We start from the raw sequence: 17,698 nt of genomic DNA, 5'->3' as shown, positions 1-17,698 counted from the left end.
GCGGCAATGCCGCCCGCGCCGCCTCGCCACCCCCCCACCCCAGTGTCCCGGCCAGCGCGCAGTAACCGATTGCCAGCACCAGCGCCGCCGCCCCGACGACCGCACCCCGTCCGAACCCCGCAACGCCCGCCATGTCGGGCAATCGCCTGGGCAGACCGGCAACGCGACCCAGTCCCAGCGCGAGCAGCAGGATCGCGCCGAACACGATGACGCCGAACCCCGCCTCCGCCACCACCGGCGAAGCGCCCCGCACCATATGGTCGGCAAACGGCGCCACGCCCCACAGGCACGCCCAGGTCGCCAGCAACCCGGCGCATGCCAGCGCAATCGGGCGCACAGCCATGGTCAGCGCGCCGCGACCCGCGCGCCCGCCCCACCGCTCAACATCGACTTCGCGCTGTCGCCTACCAGGAAATACGGCCCCCAATAGAAGGGATGCGAATATTGCGGTTGTGCGATCAGTGTCCGCTGCGCGCGTTGCAGCGCCTCGCCGATGCTGTGCGTGCGCGCCTCGCCATAGAAGCTGCGCATGAACTCGGTACTCTCCTGCTCGGCCGACACCTGCCAGTAGGTGGCGAGGACCGATCGGGCATTGGCGGTCAGGAACGCGCGGACCAGCCCTTCCAGCGTCGATCCCGGCTCCTCCTGCCCGACCGCCCGGCGCAGCGCCTCGCCGCGCACCCCCGCCGCCGTGTCGCACGCCGAAAGCACGACGAGGTTCGCGTCGAACTTCAGCCTGGCGATCTCGGAAAAGTCGAGCAGCCCGTCCGACCCCGGCTGGCCGAACGACGTGACCAGCGCAGGCGGGGACTTCGAACAACCCCACAGCCCTTCCTCGATACCATGGGTCGCGAAATGCACGACCTCATACTGGTCGAGATCGCTGCGTCCCTCGACCCCGGTATCACTGAACGCCTGCCCGGTGACGAACTGCGCATCCCGCGCGCCCAGCGCCCCGGCGGCGATGTTCAGTTCCCGCCCGTCGATCGGCTTGAGCGACCGCGCGATCGTCCCCAGACGGTCGGCGGCGACCATGCAGCCGAACCCCACCCGGATCTCGCCGTTCGCGCCGGGCGCCGGCACCGGCGATCCCGGCTGGTTCTGCCCGAAGCCAAGGAATGCCCGTTGCGCCCGTGACGCCGGCAGCGCCCGCGACACCAGAAACGATCGCGGCGACAGGGCGGTGGAAATCGACGCATTGGCGGCGAGGAAGGCAGTACGCGAGAAGTCGAACGGATCGCGCTTGGGGACATCGGGCGTCGCTGCCGTATCCGCCGTGTACCGCGTCACCAGCACGCCGACCGGCAACTGCTGGAGCGGCCCCGATGGATCGACGACGATCGCCCGCGCACTCGCCAGTACCGGCGCGGCCGGACCGCTGACCAGACGGTAGAGGGTATAGGCCCGCGCCTCGTCGAACGGCACCAGCTTGCCCAGCGCCAGATCGCCATCGATCGATCCGCGAAGCTGCTCGGCCAGTTGCAGCACGGCACCGCGCGCCGCCTCGCTTTCGGCCACCTGATACAGGTAGGTCCGGTCGGCGGTGACGACCATGCCATAGACACGGCGGTTGAGCGTCGTCAGCTTCAGGAACGCCTCTCCCGGCCGCAACGCCGCGCGCAGCTCGGCCAGCGTTGCCGGACTTTCGTCGAGCGTGCGATAGCGCGGATCGGCCGCAAGCTGCGCATCGACCGCCAGCAGGCGGTTCTCCGCCGTCTCGCGCGCACGGTTCAGTTCGGCGGTCGAGCTGCCCGGGGCGCCCTCCCCCCCGCTCGACAGCGCATAGCGCAGCCGGGTCAGTTCGCGCTCCAGATCGGCACGCTCGCGCACCGCCGCGCCCACTGCCGGATCGGCGGTCACGACGTTGCGCAGCTCGGTGATCTGCCGCGCGACCGCCGGTTCGCCGGTCGCCTGTACGGCGCGGAAGAACAGGTCGTAGGTATCGGCCGCGGGCTGCGCGGACTCGGCGACCAGCAGGTCGAGATAATCCTCCATGCCGATCGCGCCGCTCGGGGCGGTGCCGCCCGACTCGATGACCGAATCCACCGCGTCGCGGAATGCCGCTCGCGCTTCCGTCCGTGACGCGCCGGCGCGGGCATAGACCGCCGCCCGCTCCAGCTCGGCATCGGCGATCGCCGGCTCGCTGCCGGTCCCGGCATTGGCGATCGATCCCCGCCGCAACAGTTCGACCGTGGTGGTGAAATGGTCGAGCGCCGCGCGATAATCGCCCGCCTGCGCCCGCAACCGCCCCTGCTGCCGCGCGATCCGCGCGCCCAGCCAGAACAGCTGCGTCTGGTCGAGCCGTTCGTTGGTGAGCGGGCGATAGATGGCGGCGGCGGCATCGATCTCGGTCAGGGCACCGGCACGGTCGCCCCGCCCCAGCAGGGCGATGCTGCGCGCATAATGCGACTGCGCGTCGAGCACGAGCCGCGACAGCTGCGCCGTATCCGCCAGCGCCGGCATGCCGCGCTGCCCCGCCGCCGGCTGGTTCAGCGCGACCAGCGTCGCCGCATCCTCCAGCGGACGGGCGGTCGCTCCCGGCATCCCGCCGGTCCGGTCGAGCGTCGCCAGCGCCTCGTTGAACGCGCCGCGGTTGATCGCGTCGAGCGCGCGGTACGTCTCGAGCTTGCGCAGCAGGAACGGCGTGCGCGTGGCCGGCACCGCGACGAAGATCGCGCGGGCCGCCTCGAAATGCTGGCCGGCGGCGTCGGGGAACCGGATGTTCGAATCCGCAAGGCCGGCTTCGAGCAGCAATTCCGCCTGCAATGCCGGCGGAGCATCCGGGGTCAGTCGGGTCAGCGCGTCGTTCAGCACGCGCGACGCCTCGACATGCAGCCCCTTGTGGTTGAGCGCGATCCCCTGCGTCAGCGCCGCACCGGCACTTGCCTCGGGCACCGACGCGGTATCCACGGCAGGGGCTCCGGCGCGCTGTGGCAGGGTGGCGGCATCGACGCTGGCGGTCGCGACATAGGTCGCGGCGATGGCCGGCCGGCGCAGCCCGGCGGCGATGGTCAGCGCCTCTTCGACCTGTGGCAACACCGCCGGAACGCCGGCGGCGACATAGCGCCGCGTACCGCGCGTCAGATCCAGCCGGATCGATTCCAGCCCGGTCTGCCTGTCGAAACAGCGGGCGGCGGTGGCGGGGTTGCCGGCGATTGTCACGTCGCGCCGGTCCGCGCAGTCGAACTGCGCATCGACCGCCGCGATCGCCGCCGGTTCGACGGGCACGATCCGGACGCTGCCCAGCGGCCGGCTGGCGGCGACGCTCGAACAGGTGATGACATAGGCGCGCGAGAACGGATCGGGCGTCGCCGCATCGCTCCAGTTGCGCGCCGCCGCGCACCGTTCACCCGCCGTGTTGCTCCCCAGGTTGAAACTGTCGAGCCGCGCGGGCGGCGTGGTGGTGCAGCCGGCAAGAACGGCGGCGGCGGCACCCGACAGCAACGGGACGATACGGCTTCGGATCAAGGCTTGGGCTCCTGTTGCGGCGGCGCCGCGACGATCGGGGCGGGGGCGGCGGCATCGGCCGGCGTCTCGGGCGCCAGCGCGGGCAGCCCGCTCAGCAGCGCCTCGTTGTTGCCGCCGATGATCGGGGTGAAGGGCAGCGACACGTCCTGCAGGATGCCGAACACCGCCTGGCTGTCCCAGTCGAACACCTGCAACGTCGGCTGGATGACGATCGTCGTCAGGCACCCGGCACCGGAGCCCGCCAGACAGCCGTTGATCCGGCTGTTGGGCAGCAGCGCAGGTTGAATATCGATCACCGGATTGCCCAGCAACGCCGCCCCCGCCCCGGTGATGCCGTTGATTTCGCCGAAGAAAGCGAAGCTGGCGGCAGCGGGGTTGCCGAAGGTCGCGATGCGCAGCGCCGGCGTCACCGGTGTCGTCAGCGACCCCACGACGACGCCGGACGACCGGCCGGGGACCGCCGTATTCTGGAACAGCGCGTAATCGCCGAAGCGAACGCTCAACGACCGCGCGGCGATCATCGTCGTCGCGTCGGGCGCGAAGAAGCCGCCGCCCAGTTGCGCATTGTATAGTGGCGAGTTCGGATTGCCGATCAGCGCCTGCGCCTGCGCCCGTCCGGCGTCACCCGGCGCCAGCGTGTCGAGGAACCCCGGCGCCAATCCCGCGGCGATCCGGTTGCCCCGCAGGTCGAGGTCGTTGTCGCCCAGCAACAACCGCCCGCCCGCATCGCTCGTCGCGATCAGGTGGATCGTCGCGGCATTGCCGTTCGCACCGTCCCCGCCGATACGGATGGTGCGCCCGGTCCCGCTTGCGGCGACCTGCCCGGTCACCCGCACGTCCCCGGTGGACCACATCTCGACCAACCGCCCGACACCCGGTGCCAACGTCAAACCGCCAACCTCCATCGTGCCCGCGCCGCTGTCGAACGACAGCGTGTCGGCAGCGACCTGCGCGACCTCGCCCGCCGACAGGCGGAAGCCGTCGGCCTGCGTACCATCGCCGATGCGCAGCGCGGTCGTCCCGGGATCGCGGGTCGCGAAGCGCACGCTCGATGCCCGGATCGCACCCGACAGTTCGGCATCCGCGCCACGGATCGACACCGACGGCCCGCCGGTCAGCGCACCCGCGCGGATCAGTCCGGCGGCATCCAGCGTGATGCCGTTCCCGCTACCCGACGCCAGCGAGAGGGCCCCGCTGCTCGTCACCTTCAAGGCGCCACCCGCCCGCGCCGCGCCCAGCGTGACGCCAGCGCCGTCGACCGACAGGGCACCACCCGCCGACAATTCGCCTGCGCTCACAACCGCGTCGGACTTGAGCGACAGGTCGCCGCCCGCACCGACATTCTGCAAGGTCAGCGCGGACCGCGCCTCTACCAGCAGCGCCCGCGCCGCCGAAAGCCGCTCGCGCACCTCGATCGCGCCACCGCGCAACGTGGCCGCCCCGGCGGACTCGACGCTGCCCAGACGCGCCGTTCCGGCATCGACGTTCAGGTCGCTGCCGGTCGTCCTGAGCGAGGTCGCACCGCCATCGGCGGCGCCCAGAACGCCCGCTGTCCGGATCGTGAGCGCCTGTGCGGTCAGCGCACGCAGATCGATCGCGCCCGCCTCCAGCGTCGCTACGCCCCCGACCGTCGCCGTTCCGAACGACAGGCCGGTACCCGCACGCGCCTCCAGCGAAGCCGCCGTCAGATCGCCGCCGCCGCGGATCGATCCTGCGTTCGCGATCAGCGACACCGGACCGCTGATGGCGATCCGCCCGGTCGTCAGGTCGCCGCTGGTCAACGTAACCGCCAGCCGACCGAGCGTCAGGTCGCCGGTCGTGACACTGCCGTCATGCGTCAGCCGGTCGGTCGGCGCGGTGCCGTCGAACCCGCCGAGCGATCCCGCTTCGACCGTGCCCAGCCGGATCGCCTGTCCACGCCCGGCGCCCAGTGCCACGGCCGACCCGGCACCCGTCCGCAACGTCGCGCCCGACAGATCGATTCCGCCGGTCGCGTCGAGCACGATCGGTACGTCACCGGTCGCGGCGCCCGCTGCCGTACCGCTCACCAGGGTCAGTCCCGACGTGCCGGTGATTCCTCCCGCATTGGCCACCAGACGCACGTCGCCGCCCGCCCGCTGGACACCGTCCAGCGCGATCGAACCCGCGGTTACGCGGTACGCCCCGCCCGTCGTGACCGTGGCGAGCGTTGCCGCACCCGTTGCCTGCAGGGTCGCATTGCCGCCCGCAGCGATCGTTCCCAGGCGCAGTCCACCCGCCGTCGCCGCGGCCGACAGCGAGCCGCCGCTCTGGACCGAACCGACGTCGATCGACTGGCCGCGCAGTGCAGCGCCTCCCGTCGCGACGACTGCCGCACCCGCCAGCGCGCCGTCCTGCACGACGGCGGTGACACCGCGCCCGGTCAACCGATCGAACCGCAGATCGCCCGCGGTCGCGATGTCCAGCGCGCCGCCGGTCGTGACCGAGCCGAAACGGCCCGTGCCGCCCTTCAGCGTCGCGGCACCCGTCGCCGCCACCGTACCGAGTGCGAGGATGCCGGTAGCATCGGCCTCCAGCGTCCCGCCGTCGATCCGTTCGAGCGTCACGTCGGCACCGCGCAGCGCAATAACGCCGGTCGAGGTCAGGGCGTTCCCCGCGATCGTCCCGCCGGTCGCGGTAATCGACGCGCCCGATACCCGATCGAACGACAGGCCCCGCGCTCCGCCCAGCGTGACCGCGCCCGAGGCGTCGACCGATCCGAGCAGCGCGCGGCCCGCGGCGGTCAGCGCAATCGTGCTGCCCGTCACCGGCCCGGTCACGATCAGGTCGCCGACCGTCGCGTTCAACGCGACCGGCAACGCTCCGCCGTCGATGCGATTGGCGGTAATCGCGGTGGCGGTGATAGAGATATTGCCGCCGACCACGTCGCCGAGCACCGCGTCGGTCCCGATGGTCAGCGAGAAAGGCTGTCCCGCACCTGCCGACAGGTTGGTACCCGTTCCCGCCGCGAAGCCGGCCAGCCGCCCGTTCGGCGCAGCGACCGTCAGCGCGCCCGTGGCGCTGCGGACGAAGGGGGTACGGATATCGCGACCCGATCGCACCGTAACCGCGCCGTTCGACGCCACGCCCTCGACCACCGAAACGTCGTTGCCGGCGCCGGTCCCCACGACCGAGGCCGTGCCGCCGGCATTGACCGCCTGCACGAACACGGGTCCCAGGGCGGTCAGCGCGACGTCGCCTTGCGTGGTGACGACGCGTCCCAGTGTCAGCGCACCGGCGGCCGCCTGCACGTCGACCGCACCGGTCGTATCGACATTGCCGCCGATCGCATCGCCGCCGGACGCGATCGCCGACAGGCTCGCCGCCCGCGCGTCGCCGAAGCGGATCGCATTGCCCGCAAGCGTCACCGCGCCATCGGTCGTAATCACTCCGGTCGCCACATCGCCCGCCGCCCGCAGGGTCACCGGACCGGCGATGTTCAGGTCCCCGGTCCGGATGGGCGCACCGGCGGCAGTCGCGCCCGTCGCGACGAGCCCGGCCGCCTGTACCGCGCCGAAGACGATGCCCTGCCCATCGGTGGTCAGCCGCACCGTGCCACCGGCATCGATCCGCGTATCGAGCAGGTCGATCGCACCACCGGCGGCGCTCAGCGTGACGCCCTCGCCGCCGCTCGCATCGCTGTCGGACCGGATCGACACACCGGGTCCGCTCCGCGTAATGCCCCCGGCCGTCGCGCTGGCGCTATAGGCACCGCGCGCGCTCTGCGCTCCGCCCAGCGTGATCGCCGTTCCCGACAACGTCGCCGCACCGTCCGACGCGAGGCCGCCGGTCACCGCGATCGGACCACCGCTCGACACGATCCGCACGTTGCCGCCCGTGCTGCGAACCGCGCCCGCGACCGAGATCGCCTGCGCCGCCGCCACGTCGACCGCCCCGGCATCGGCCGTCAGCGTGCCCGTCACCCCGACGCCGCCGGCCGCAGCGTCCAGCGCCACACGTCGCCCGGCAGCACTGCCGAGCGTCAGATCGCCGGCCGTCGCGCTCAGCAGCACCGCGCCGGTGCCGCCGCGTACCTCGCCCAGCGTCGCGCTGCTGCCGCTGGCGGTAACGCCGGTTGCCGCCGTCACGCGCGCGGCGCGCAACGCACCGCCGCTGGTCAGCGTCACGGCCCGGTCGCGGCTCTCGATCACGCCCAGCGTCAGCGCCGATCCGCTCGCCAGCGTGACCGCGCCGCTGGTCGCGATATCGTTCTGCACCGACAGCGTACCCGCCGCACGCAGGTCGATCCCCTGCAACGCGCCGCTCACCGCGATCCGCCCGACGGTCAGATCGCCGCCGGTACTCTCCGCGGTGAAGCCATCGACCAGATCGAGCCGCCCGAAGGTCAGCGACCCCGTCGACCGGAACGCGCCCTCCGCCGCCGTCGCGTCGTCCAGCGCGGCGACCGTGCCCAGCGATCGGGCGGTGACGTCGCCCAGCTTGAGCGGCGCCTCGCCCGCCGAGAATATCCGCACGTCCAGCACGCGGTTTGTGCCACCGGTGATCGAGCTGCCATCGGCCAGCACGATGCCCTGCGCGCCCGCCGCCTGCAACTTGATGACGTCGCTACGCCGGCTGCTGCCCGACGCGATGGCCAGCGCGCGCGATCCGGTGATCCCGCCGCTCAGCGCCGTCACGTCGATCGCACCGCCGCTGAGCAGCGCCCGGCCGTCGAGCGCCACCGAGCCGCCACGCAGCGCGACGCCCTCGCCGGCGAAAACGTCGCCACCGACGGTCAGCAGCCCGCCCGCGACGACGTCGATGCCCGCACCGCTGTCGAGACCGCCGGTCGTCACCGCCCCGCTGCCCCGGACATCGATTGCCCGACCGGACGCCAGGTCGCCGGTCGCGACGCTCGCGCCGCCGATCGACAGCGCTTCCCGGACATAGATGTCGCCGGTTACGACCGCGCCAGTGCCCACTGCACCAAGCAGCGTCCGCGCCTCGACCGCGCCGATGTCGATCGTGTTGGCGGTATCCCGCCGCCTGAGCGTCAGCCCGCCGCTGCGATCGTCGCCGGCGATCAACCGGCTGTCGCTGCCGAGCACGATATTGCCGCCCGTCGTACCCAGCGTTTCGAGCAACAGTCCGTCGTCGCCGGTATCGCCCGACCGCAACGTCACGGCACCGATACCGGTAATATCGCCATCGGTCGAACTGACGCGGAACTGCCCGTCGGTACGCTGGGTCACCGAATCGACCCCGCCCAGTACCACGCCCCGTCCCGACAGCAGCACGTTGCCACCCGCGGTCACATTTCCCGCCATGGTCAGCACGCCACCCGCTGCGACGGTCATCTGGCCGCGGGTCTGCACCGCGCCTGCGACGTTGACCGCGCCACTGGCGCCCATCGTCACGTCGGCTGCCATATTGTCGGTGCGCAGCGCCCCGTCGACCAGCAGACGGGCGAGCCCGCCGGTCGTCGTCGCATCGCCCGCGACCGTCACGCCGTCGACCGGGGTCGCAGTCTTGCCCGCCGACAGCACGATCCCGCGCGACCCGGCGCTAGCGGTCGTCACCGCCGCCGACACCTGCAACAGTGAATCGGTGAGCGTGTCCTGCGACGCCAGCGCAAAGATGGCATTGTTGCCTGCCACCGTGCCGCGAACATACTGGCTGGTCCCGGCGACCGCGCTGCCGCGGTTCAGCGTCACCGACAACGGACTGCCCGATCGATAGTCAAGCGTCACGTCGCTGGCGGTCACGAACGCCACATCCTGTCCGTTGGCGACGAACTCGCCATAGGCGTCGATCTTCGGCGCCACCATCACCAGCCCGCGGGTGCTGCCGTCGACGCGCAGCTTCGCGCCCTGCTGCACGGTGATCCCCGCCTGGCTGCCCGCCGCGCCCTGCAGACGATAGCTGTTGCCGGCGCTCAGGAAATCGTCCGGCGTGATATCCAGCGTGGTCAGCACCAGCGACCCGGTGTTGAACGCCGCCTTCGACCCTACCAGGATGCCGTTCGCGTTATGCACCCACACCGCGACGTTCGCATCGCTGCTGAGCTTGCCCAGCAGCTGCGACGGCCGGGTCGACACGTCGCGGTTGAGCACCGCGATGTCGCCCCGCAATACGCCCAGGAGGCGCCCGTCCTTGAAATCGATCTCCTTGCCTTCGGGGATATTGAACCCGTCCCAGTTGATGACCGTGTTCCGCCCGCGCAGGTCGACCTGCAACTTGTCGCTGCTGTCGCGGAAACCGGGAGTGATCCCGTCGGTCCGGATGCCGCGCACGTCGTTCTCGGTCGGCAGCCGCACCTGCGCGCTCTGCGCCACGGCGATCGCCGGAAAGAGCGCGCCGCACGCGGTAGTGATCGCAAGGAGGGCGCGAAGGCGGCGGGCGGTGGCGGCGACGGGCATCAGGGTCTCCTATCGGGCGCGATCGCGCAACTGCGCGGTCAGCGAGACGAGCACACGTGCCGGCGGACGACGTTCGTCGAGCAACAGCGCCTTGTCGAGCGGCTTGGCATAAGCGACGTCGAGCACGACGCTACCGGGCAGCGACAGCCGAACGCCGCCGCCCACGCTCTTGAAGTTACGCGGCCCCTCGATCGCGGTACGATCGAGGTTGCGCAGGTAGAGATGATCGTAGAAGCCGAAGAACTGCGCCTCGACCGGCGACCATAGCGGGATATCGGCGCGCGCTTCGAACCGGCCGCCGACCGCATGGTCCCCGCTGTTCGAACCGGGATCGTAGCCGCGCCCGATGGTCAGGCTGCCGAGCGCGAACTCCTCGTAGTTGAGCAGCGGATCGTCGGACCATTGGAACTGGCCCTGCGCCGCGATGCTGAACACCGGCCCCATCCGCACCGTCGCGTCGATCGCGCTGCGGAACACCAGCGCTTCGGGATTGCCGTCAAGCCGCGAGGTCAGCGTACCGCTGCCGAACCCGCGCTCGCTGGCGTCGAGAATGCCGAGCCCCTTGCGCAGTTCGCCCGTCGCCGAAAGCGACAGCCAGACATTGCCATTGGCATCGACGAACTGCCGGTCGCCGTCGAGGCCGATGTACAGCACGCGCAGCTTGTCGCGGGTCAGCGTCACCGCATCGTCGCCACCGCCGACGCGCGATATCTGGTCGATATAGTCCAGCCCGCCGCGGACCCGCGCATTGGAGCGGATCGACCGCGCGAGCGAACGCGTCACATCCAGTCCGGCGATCAGCGTGTTGGTCCGCAAGTCGAGCGCGCCGAGGTCGGGCCGCGACCACGCATAGGTCGCGCGGGCGCCAAAGCTGGTGCCGGCACCGTCTACCTCGAAGATGTGCCCGCCCTGCACGATGAACTGTTCGGGGAAATCGACTGCCGCCGACGCGCCGAAATAGGTGATGTCGCCAAGCCCGGTCAGCCCGTACAGTTCGCCGCGCGCATAGACCGTCTCGCGCCCCAGCAACGCCGAGTTGTAGTTCTGGACGTTGGCGAACAACGCGAACCGTCGCGAACTGACCGTCAGGTCGCCGATCACGTCGCCCTGCTTGCCCCCCGACGCACGCAGCGATAGCGCCACGTCCAGCCCGGGAACGTCGCCGGCGAGCAGCAGCAGCCGTTCCGCCTCACGTTCGTTCAGCGGGTCCATCGCCTGGATGCGCGCAAGTCGCTGGCGCAGCAGCGGTTCGTAGCGTCCGGCATCACCCCGCACACGCAACTCAACGATCCGTGCGGTCACCACCTCCAGCCGCAGGACGCCGTTGGCAATTTCCTGCGCCGGGATCTGCACCGACGCGATCCAGCCTTCGGAACGCAGCGCGGCGTTGGCGCGGTCGCGGATTTCGCAGACGGTTGCGATCGACTGGTCGCCGGTCGGCGCGGTGACTTTCGCCAGCGCCTCGGCAATCTCGGGCTGCAACGGGGCGCCGTCCGCACGACTGAAGGCGACGCGGTCGAGCGACACGCGCAACGGCGAATCTGCGAACGGGCAGTTACCGACAGCGAACGCACCGCGCGCGTCCACTTCCGCGCGGGATGTCCGATCGGGGTCCGGCGCGGGCGGCGTCACCTCCTGTCGGCTGGGCAGCGGTGCCACCTGCGCCAATGCCGCAGCGGGCGCGGCCAGCGCGACCACCCCCGCCAGCAGCTTCCAACGTCCCGAACCCCGCTTCCGCAAACCCTTACCCCCTTGTTGCCAGCGCCGGATGATTCCGTGTCGCCGGTCGATTCTATGGTCGAAAAAGCGTCACTCGTATGACTCGTAGTAGAGCGCGGTCAGACGCCACCCGTTCGCCCCGCGGGTGAACTCGAGGTCACCGACCCTATAATCGTCTCGCGTCGCGCTACGGTCCTTCGGTGGAGAAGTGGCAGCCTGCAGCAATTGCCGATGGGTCCGGCCCTGCAGACTGGTGCCATCGTTCTTGTCGAGTATCTTGGCGACGACCGGCGCTACCTGCTCGGGGGCCAGGCGGAACTTCGGACTGTCATCCAGATCGCCATGTTGCATCACCACCGGCGCGCTCATCGCTGCAATCGCCGCAGCATCGTTCGACAGCGCCGCCGCTCGGAACTTCGTCCAGAACGCGTCCAACGACTGCTCCTGGGCCGGAGCGGCCGGCGTCGCCGTCGCCTCGATTGCCGGCGCGACCGGCGCCTTCACCGGCGCTGCGGCGTCGGCAATATTCGCCTCGACCGGCGCTTCTCCACCGCCACAGGCCGACAGCAGCAGCGTCGCGGCAAGACACATCGTCATCTTCGCTGAACTCCTCATCGTCCCTCCGGCCAGCGCATGGCCTTCACCGTATATTGCTTGAGCGGGTAGCTGGAGACCTTCACTTGGTTCCCCTGGTTCCCGCCCAGCAGCTGGATATGCGTCGCCGTCTGCCCGACGAAGAATGCGACGTGATTGCCCGACGACGATCCCGTCGCCCCGTCGACCCCGCGCGGCGTACGATAGATATGGACGATACAGCCATAGCGTGGCTCGGACAGCGCCGTGCCGAACTTGCCCCAATCGGCCGCACGCGCGCTGCGGATGCCGCGGATGCCGGCCTGCTCGAGACACCAGTTCACGAACGAAGCGCACCACGCGACCTCGTCGGTCTTCGCCGCCAGCGTCGTGGTGGCGTGATACTCGACGATGCGCGGATTGTGCGCCCGCCCGGCGACCTCCGATACGCCCTTTTCGGCCAGCGCCACCCGCATCCACGGCGCGCCGATCGTCGAACCCGGCGGTTCGAGCTGCGCGCTGCGATGCGGCGCCGGTCGGGCGACGACCGGTGCGGTTCGCGCGGCGGCCGGCCGGGTCGCGGTCGTCGTACCGCCGATACCCCGGCCCAGCGGTGCATTACCAATCGGCAGGTTGCGGATCGAGGGCGCCGTCACCGCGCGGGTCGGGGTGCCGCCGGACGAACGCGATGGCGTGGCAGCAACAGACGGCGTGCGCGGCAGCGCCGAACCGCCTACGCCCAAGCTCTCCCACGTCCGCGCCCCGACGACCCCGTCGACTTGCAACCCGCGACCCTGCTGGTACGTGCGCACCGCACGCTCGGTGGCGGCGCCGAAGACGCCGTCCAGTTCCAGTGGGGGTCGCGGCCGTGCCGTCGTGTTCAGCAGATGTTGCAACATCTGGACCTGCTGGCCCCGGGCACCTCGATCGATCTCTCCAAATCGCACGATTCCGTCTCCGCCTCTAATCGGCGCAACGCTGAACGTTCCGCCTTCGCAATGGATGCATCGTTTACCGTCTTTTGTGGGTCCGCCCCTGCCATGGCCGCAGCAACAGCGCGACCATACCGGTCGCCATTACCGCGACGATCGCCAGCAGCCCCCACGGACTGGTCCATTTGTCCATGTTCGCCGTGCGCCCGTAATAGGGCGGCCCCGCGCCATAGGCCTCGGTCAGCATGTCGACGCCGATCCACAGCGCCCCCCCCATGACGATCGCCGCCAATATCCAGCGCAGCGCACGCATCAGTAACGCACCGTGACCTGCACGAAACAATTGGGCGACGGACCGATCATCGCCTTCAGCCGATCGACGAACCCGCCCATCGCATGGGTCAGGTCGATGCAGCCAGCGCTGCCCGCCGTCGATCCGCCATGGATGAAGAAACCCCCGCGCCCATGCGTCACCGTCGCGGGCATGACGTGCAGCGTGATGCGATAGTCGCCCCATGGCGCCGACTGGTCGAACCGGTACCACGACCGCTCCCAGAGTTCGGTCGGATTGATCCAGTATTCGCCCGCCGGGATCGGCCCTTCGCCGCCCAGTCGCTGGCGTTCGCGCGAATAATCGAAATTGCCGCGACCATCGGGTCGTCCCGATACCGCCGGCCAGCTCTGCTGCTCCTTCCCGCCGCGCAGCACCAGCGTACGGCCGTCGAACACGATCTGGACCGCCGAACGGCCGCACTGCGGCACCGCCGGATCGCCACGCTCATGGGCATATCGGTCTTGAGGCATGCACGCTCCTCTCGATCTGGTCCAGCTTAGCTCGCCGTCGCAACCGTCTGCAATGTTTCGATCGGGCCGTCCGCCGCATCGGCGGCACCGTCGAACCGATAGGTCAGCGCATCGCCCGCGACGGCCACGCCGATCGTCCGCACCTCTTCACCGCGCATCCGCCGCTCGAGCAGCGCGACCGACATGTCGGGCAGCATCGAGTTGGTCAGGATCGCGTCGATCATCCGCCCACCCGATGCCGCTTCGGTGCAGCGATCGACGATATGATCGATCACCGCCGGATCGATGGTCAGCGCGATGCCGTGATTGTCGCGGATGCGGCGTTCGATCCGCCCCAGATGCAGGCGGACGATCCCCGACAGCATGTCGCGGCTGAGCGGGTAATAGGGCAGCACCGACAACCGCCCGAGGAGCGCGGGCGGAAACACCTTCAGCAGTTCCGGGCGCAGCGCCGTCGCCAGCGCATCGGGCGCGGGCGCGGTTTCGTCATCCTCGGTCAGCGTCGCGATCAGATCGGTACCGACGTTCGAGGTTAGCAGGATCACCGTGTTGCGGAAATCGATGTGCCGCCCCTCGGCATCGTTCATGAACCCCTTGTCGAACACCTGGAAGAACATCTCGTGGACGTCCGGGTGCGCCTTTTCGACCTCGTCGAGCAGCACGACGCTGTACGGCCGCCGCCGCACCGCCTCGGTCAGCACCCCGCCCTGCCCGTATCCGACATAGCCCGCCGGCGCTCCCTTCAGCGTCGAGACGGTATGCGCCTCCTGAAACTCGCTCATGTTGATGACGATCATCGAATCGTCGCCGGAGAACAGCAATTCCGACAGGGCGTGCGCGGTCTCGGTCTTGCCCACGCCCGACGGGCCGCACAGCATGAACACGCCGACCGGCTTGGCCGGGTTGTCGAGCTTCGCGCGGCTGGTCTGGATGCGCTTGGCGATCGCGTCCATCGCATGGCCCTGCCCGATCACCCGCGCCTTCAGCGCGTCCCCGATCGTCAGCACGCTCTCGATCTCGTCCTTGACCATCCGCCCGACTGGGATGCCGGTCCAGTCGCCGACCACCGCCGCGATCGCGTCGCCATCGACCACGCCGAACACCATCGGGTTGTCGCCCGCCGCATCGCGTGCCGCCGCCAGCGCCGCGTCGAGCGCCGCGCCATCCTCGCCATCGCGTGCGGTCCGCACGGCGTCCAGCGTGTCGCGTTCGGCGGTCCACTTGGCCTCGACAGCCTCGACCGCGGCGCGCGCATCGCCGATCGCGTCGTCGAGTTCGGCCAGCCGGTCGTCTCGGCGATAGCGCTGTTGCGTCTCGCGCTCCACGACCCCGCGCTCGGCCTCCAGCAGTTCCAGCCGCCGCCGCCGGTCCTCGACCGCCGCCGGGGTCGCGTGCTGCGACACCGCGACGCGCGCGGCGGCGGTGTCGAGCAGGCTCACCGCCTTGTCGGGCAATTGCCGCGCGGGCACGTAACGCTGCGACAGGGTCACCGCCGCGGTCACCGCCTCGTCCAGCACGACGACGCCGTGATGCGTCTCCATCGCCCCGACGACCGATCGCAGCATGTCGATCGCCACGCCCGTTTCCGGCTCGGCGACGTCGACCGGCTGGAACCGGCGGGTCAGCGCCGGGTCCTTTTCGAAATACTGGCGATATTCGGCATAGGTCGTCGCGGCGATCGTGCGCAGCCGCCCGCGCGCCAGCGCGGGTTTCAGCAGGTTGGCGGCATCGCCCGTCCCCGCCTGTCCGCCGGCACCCACCAGCGTATGCGCCTCGTCGATGAACAGGATCACCGGGCTGGCCGCCCCCTCGACCTCGTCGATGACCTGGCGCAACCGCTTCTCGAACTCGCCCTTCACTCCTGCGCCCGCCTGCATCAGCGTGACGTCGAGTGCGCGCAGCGTCACGCCTTTCAACGCAGGCGGCACGTCGCCATCGGCGATGCGGCGCGCAAACCCCTCGACCACCGCGGTCTTGCCGACCCCGGCCTCGCCGATCAGGATCGGATTGTTCTGCCGCCGCCGCAGCAGCACGTCGACCAGCTGCCGGATCTCCGCATCGCGCCCGACCACCGCGTCGATCTCGCCGGCGCGCGCCCTGGCGGTCAGGTCGGTGGAATAGCGCGCCAGCGCCTCGCCCGCCGGTGCCGGACCACTCGCCGCCGGAGCGCCCGGGGCGGGGGTATCGGTCGTCGTCGTCTCGACCGACGGCTTCACGATCGCGTCGAACTCCGCGCCCAACCGGTCGACCGCGACCTTGCGCCATTCGCTGCTGGTCGCGAACAGCGCGTTACGCAGCGTCGGCGTCTTGAGCATCCCGTACAGCAGGTGCCCGGTGCGCACTTTGCCCGCGCCGAACTGGAGCGACGCATAGAGCCAGCCCTTCTCGATCGCTTCCTCCACCTGCGGCGCGAAGTCCGAAATGGCGGAGGCTCCGCGCGGCAGGATGTCGAGCGCCCCGACGATATCGCGCGCCAGCACGGCGTCGTCGATCCCGAACGCAGTCCGGATCGCGGCAATGTCCCCCGTCGAATCCTGCACCAGCAGATGCAGCCAGTGGACCAGCTCGACATAGGGATTGCCCCGCATCCTTGCAAAGCCGGTGGCGGACTCGATCGCCTGCAACGCGCTGGGGTCAAGGCGCCCGAACAGGGCGGTACGGCTGATGTCGGTCATGCGGATCCTTGTCGGGCGTGGTTGGGCAAATGGCGGCTACGGGCGGACCGTGCGTCGCATCTCGGCGATCGTGGTCGCGCCGGCCTCGGAGGCTGCGGTCGATCGCGCTTTGTCGATGCCCAGGGCGTTGGTCGCGCGGTTCCAGTTGACGACGATCGGCTCCTGCGCCTCCGTATTGGGCGACGATGCGTCGAACACGATGCCGAAACGGATCGGGTCCCGCGACGACAGCAGTCCCACCGACGACGGCCCGCCGCACGTCTCCGCCTCATACTCGCCATGGCCGATCGTCGGGATCAGCTGGACGGCGGCATTCCGGACGATCGCGACGAAGCAGCCCGCATAGGGCGCATCGGGCATCGTACCCTTGCCAGTGACCAGTGTGGCGATCGCACGCCCCGCCTCGCTGACCTGAAACGACTGGGCCGTGGTGACCGCCACGTTGGCAAGCCCCTGCCGCTTGGCCTCCGCCTCGACCGCGACGACCGCTGGATTTGCCGCCGGTCCGGCCAGCTTGACTTCGCCCGTTACCGGTGCTGCGCTCGGCTCGGCAACCGGCGCGGGCGCCGTGGCGACCGTTTTGCTCGACGGCGCCGCGACGTTCGCCTCCGCTACTTCTGGCGCCGCACCGCAAGCTCCGACCAGCAGCGCGGCGAACAGCACCGCCGACCGCAACCGGGCATCGCGGCGATCAACCGCCGCGACGTGGTTTTCCCCCAGGATCTGGAACGCGCCCCGGCTGGCCGACTTCAACGCGGCCGCCCGGTCCAGCTTCATTGCCGGTTCGAGCTTGGGGTATTGCGCCGGGAATTTGCCATATCCGCCACGCCCGGCGTTGCAGATGTCGGGATCGGACGTCGCGAAGCGGCCATTGGTTTGCAGGTAGAATTTGTGCAGTTCTAACAGGATCGTCGGCCGCCCCTGTCCGTCAAAGGCGCCACGCACCGCCTCCGTCGCGACGACCGCCCTGATCGGGGCGACTTCGCAGTCGGGCGCCGCCGCCATCTGTGCAAACTTCGCTTCGTTCAGACGCCCGACGCTACCGCCGCTACCCGCCGTGTTGGCGGCCGGGGCCGCAACGGGCGCGCTCTGGGACCTTGGCGCTGCGCCTATGCCTGCGGCACGGCCGGACACCGCCGGGCTCGGCGAC

The 17,698-nt window shown here is 70.3% G+C and carries 10 protein-coding genes; all 10 read right to left on the bottom strand.

Going from position 1 to position 17,698, the window contains the following annotated elements; translation table 11 throughout:
• Positions 1-343, bottom strand: a 343-nt coding sequence (locus QLH51_RS07575; protein ID WP_283514461.1) for a hypothetical protein, incomplete at its 3' end; no start/stop codon positions are given.
• A 2-nt stretch (positions 344-345) separates the two neighbouring features.
• A complete protein-coding gene (locus tag QLH51_RS07570) occupies positions 346-3,468 on the bottom strand; it encodes a CHAT domain-containing protein (RefSeq protein WP_125655708.1) in 3,123 nt (1,040 codons plus the stop codon).
• Positions 3,465-9,845, bottom strand: coding sequence for a filamentous hemagglutinin N-terminal domain-containing protein (locus QLH51_RS07565; RefSeq protein WP_125655709.1), 6,381 nt, complete (start codon positions 9,843-9,845; stop codon positions 3,465-3,467). The genes QLH51_RS07570 and QLH51_RS07565 overlap by 4 nt, the downstream gene beginning before the upstream one ends.
• Before the next feature lie 9 nt (positions 9,846-9,854).
• Positions 9,855-11,585, bottom strand: a complete 1,731-nt coding sequence (locus QLH51_RS07560) for a ShlB/FhaC/HecB family hemolysin secretion/activation protein (protein ID WP_164516088.1) — start codon at positions 11,583-11,585, stop codon at positions 9,855-9,857.
• 69 nt (positions 11,586-11,654) lie between these two features.
• A complete protein-coding gene (locus QLH51_RS07555; RefSeq protein ID WP_283514460.1) occupies positions 11,655-12,155 on the bottom strand; it encodes a hypothetical protein in 501 nt (166 codons plus the stop codon).
• Between the two features lie 20 nt (positions 12,156-12,175).
• Positions 12,176-13,084 (bottom strand): NlpC/P60 family protein, encoded by a 909-nt coding sequence (locus QLH51_RS07550; RefSeq protein ID WP_283514459.1) that lies wholly within the window; start codon positions 13,082-13,084, stop codon positions 12,176-12,178.
• Between the two features lie 64 nt (positions 13,085-13,148).
• Positions 13,149-13,382, bottom strand: coding sequence for a hypothetical protein (locus QLH51_RS07545; protein ID WP_125655713.1), 234 nt, complete (start codon positions 13,380-13,382; stop codon positions 13,149-13,151).
• A complete protein-coding gene (locus QLH51_RS07540) occupies positions 13,382-13,873 on the bottom strand; it encodes a tlde1 domain-containing protein (protein WP_125655714.1) in 492 nt (163 codons plus the stop codon). The genes QLH51_RS07545 and QLH51_RS07540 overlap by 1 nt, the downstream gene beginning before the upstream one ends.
• A gap of 26 nt (positions 13,874-13,899) precedes the next feature.
• Positions 13,900-16,548 (bottom strand): type VI secretion system ATPase TssH, encoded by a 2,649-nt coding sequence (gene tssH, locus QLH51_RS07535; protein WP_125655715.1) that lies wholly within the window; start codon positions 16,546-16,548, stop codon positions 13,900-13,902.
• 36 nt (positions 16,549-16,584) lie between these two features.
• A complete protein-coding gene (locus tag QLH51_RS07530) occupies positions 16,585-17,553 on the bottom strand; it encodes an N-acetylmuramidase domain-containing protein (protein WP_164516089.1) in 969 nt (322 codons plus the stop codon).
• Positions 17,554-17,698 lie beyond the last annotated feature (145 nt).

It is taken from the genome of Sphingomonas sp. 2R-10 (genome assembly GCF_030062225.1).
GTDB lineage: Bacteria > Pseudomonadota > Alphaproteobacteria > Sphingomonadales > Sphingomonadaceae > Sphingomonas.
The sequence above is the reverse complement of the archived record's forward strand: the minus strand, read 5'-3'. Positions and strand labels throughout refer to the sequence as shown.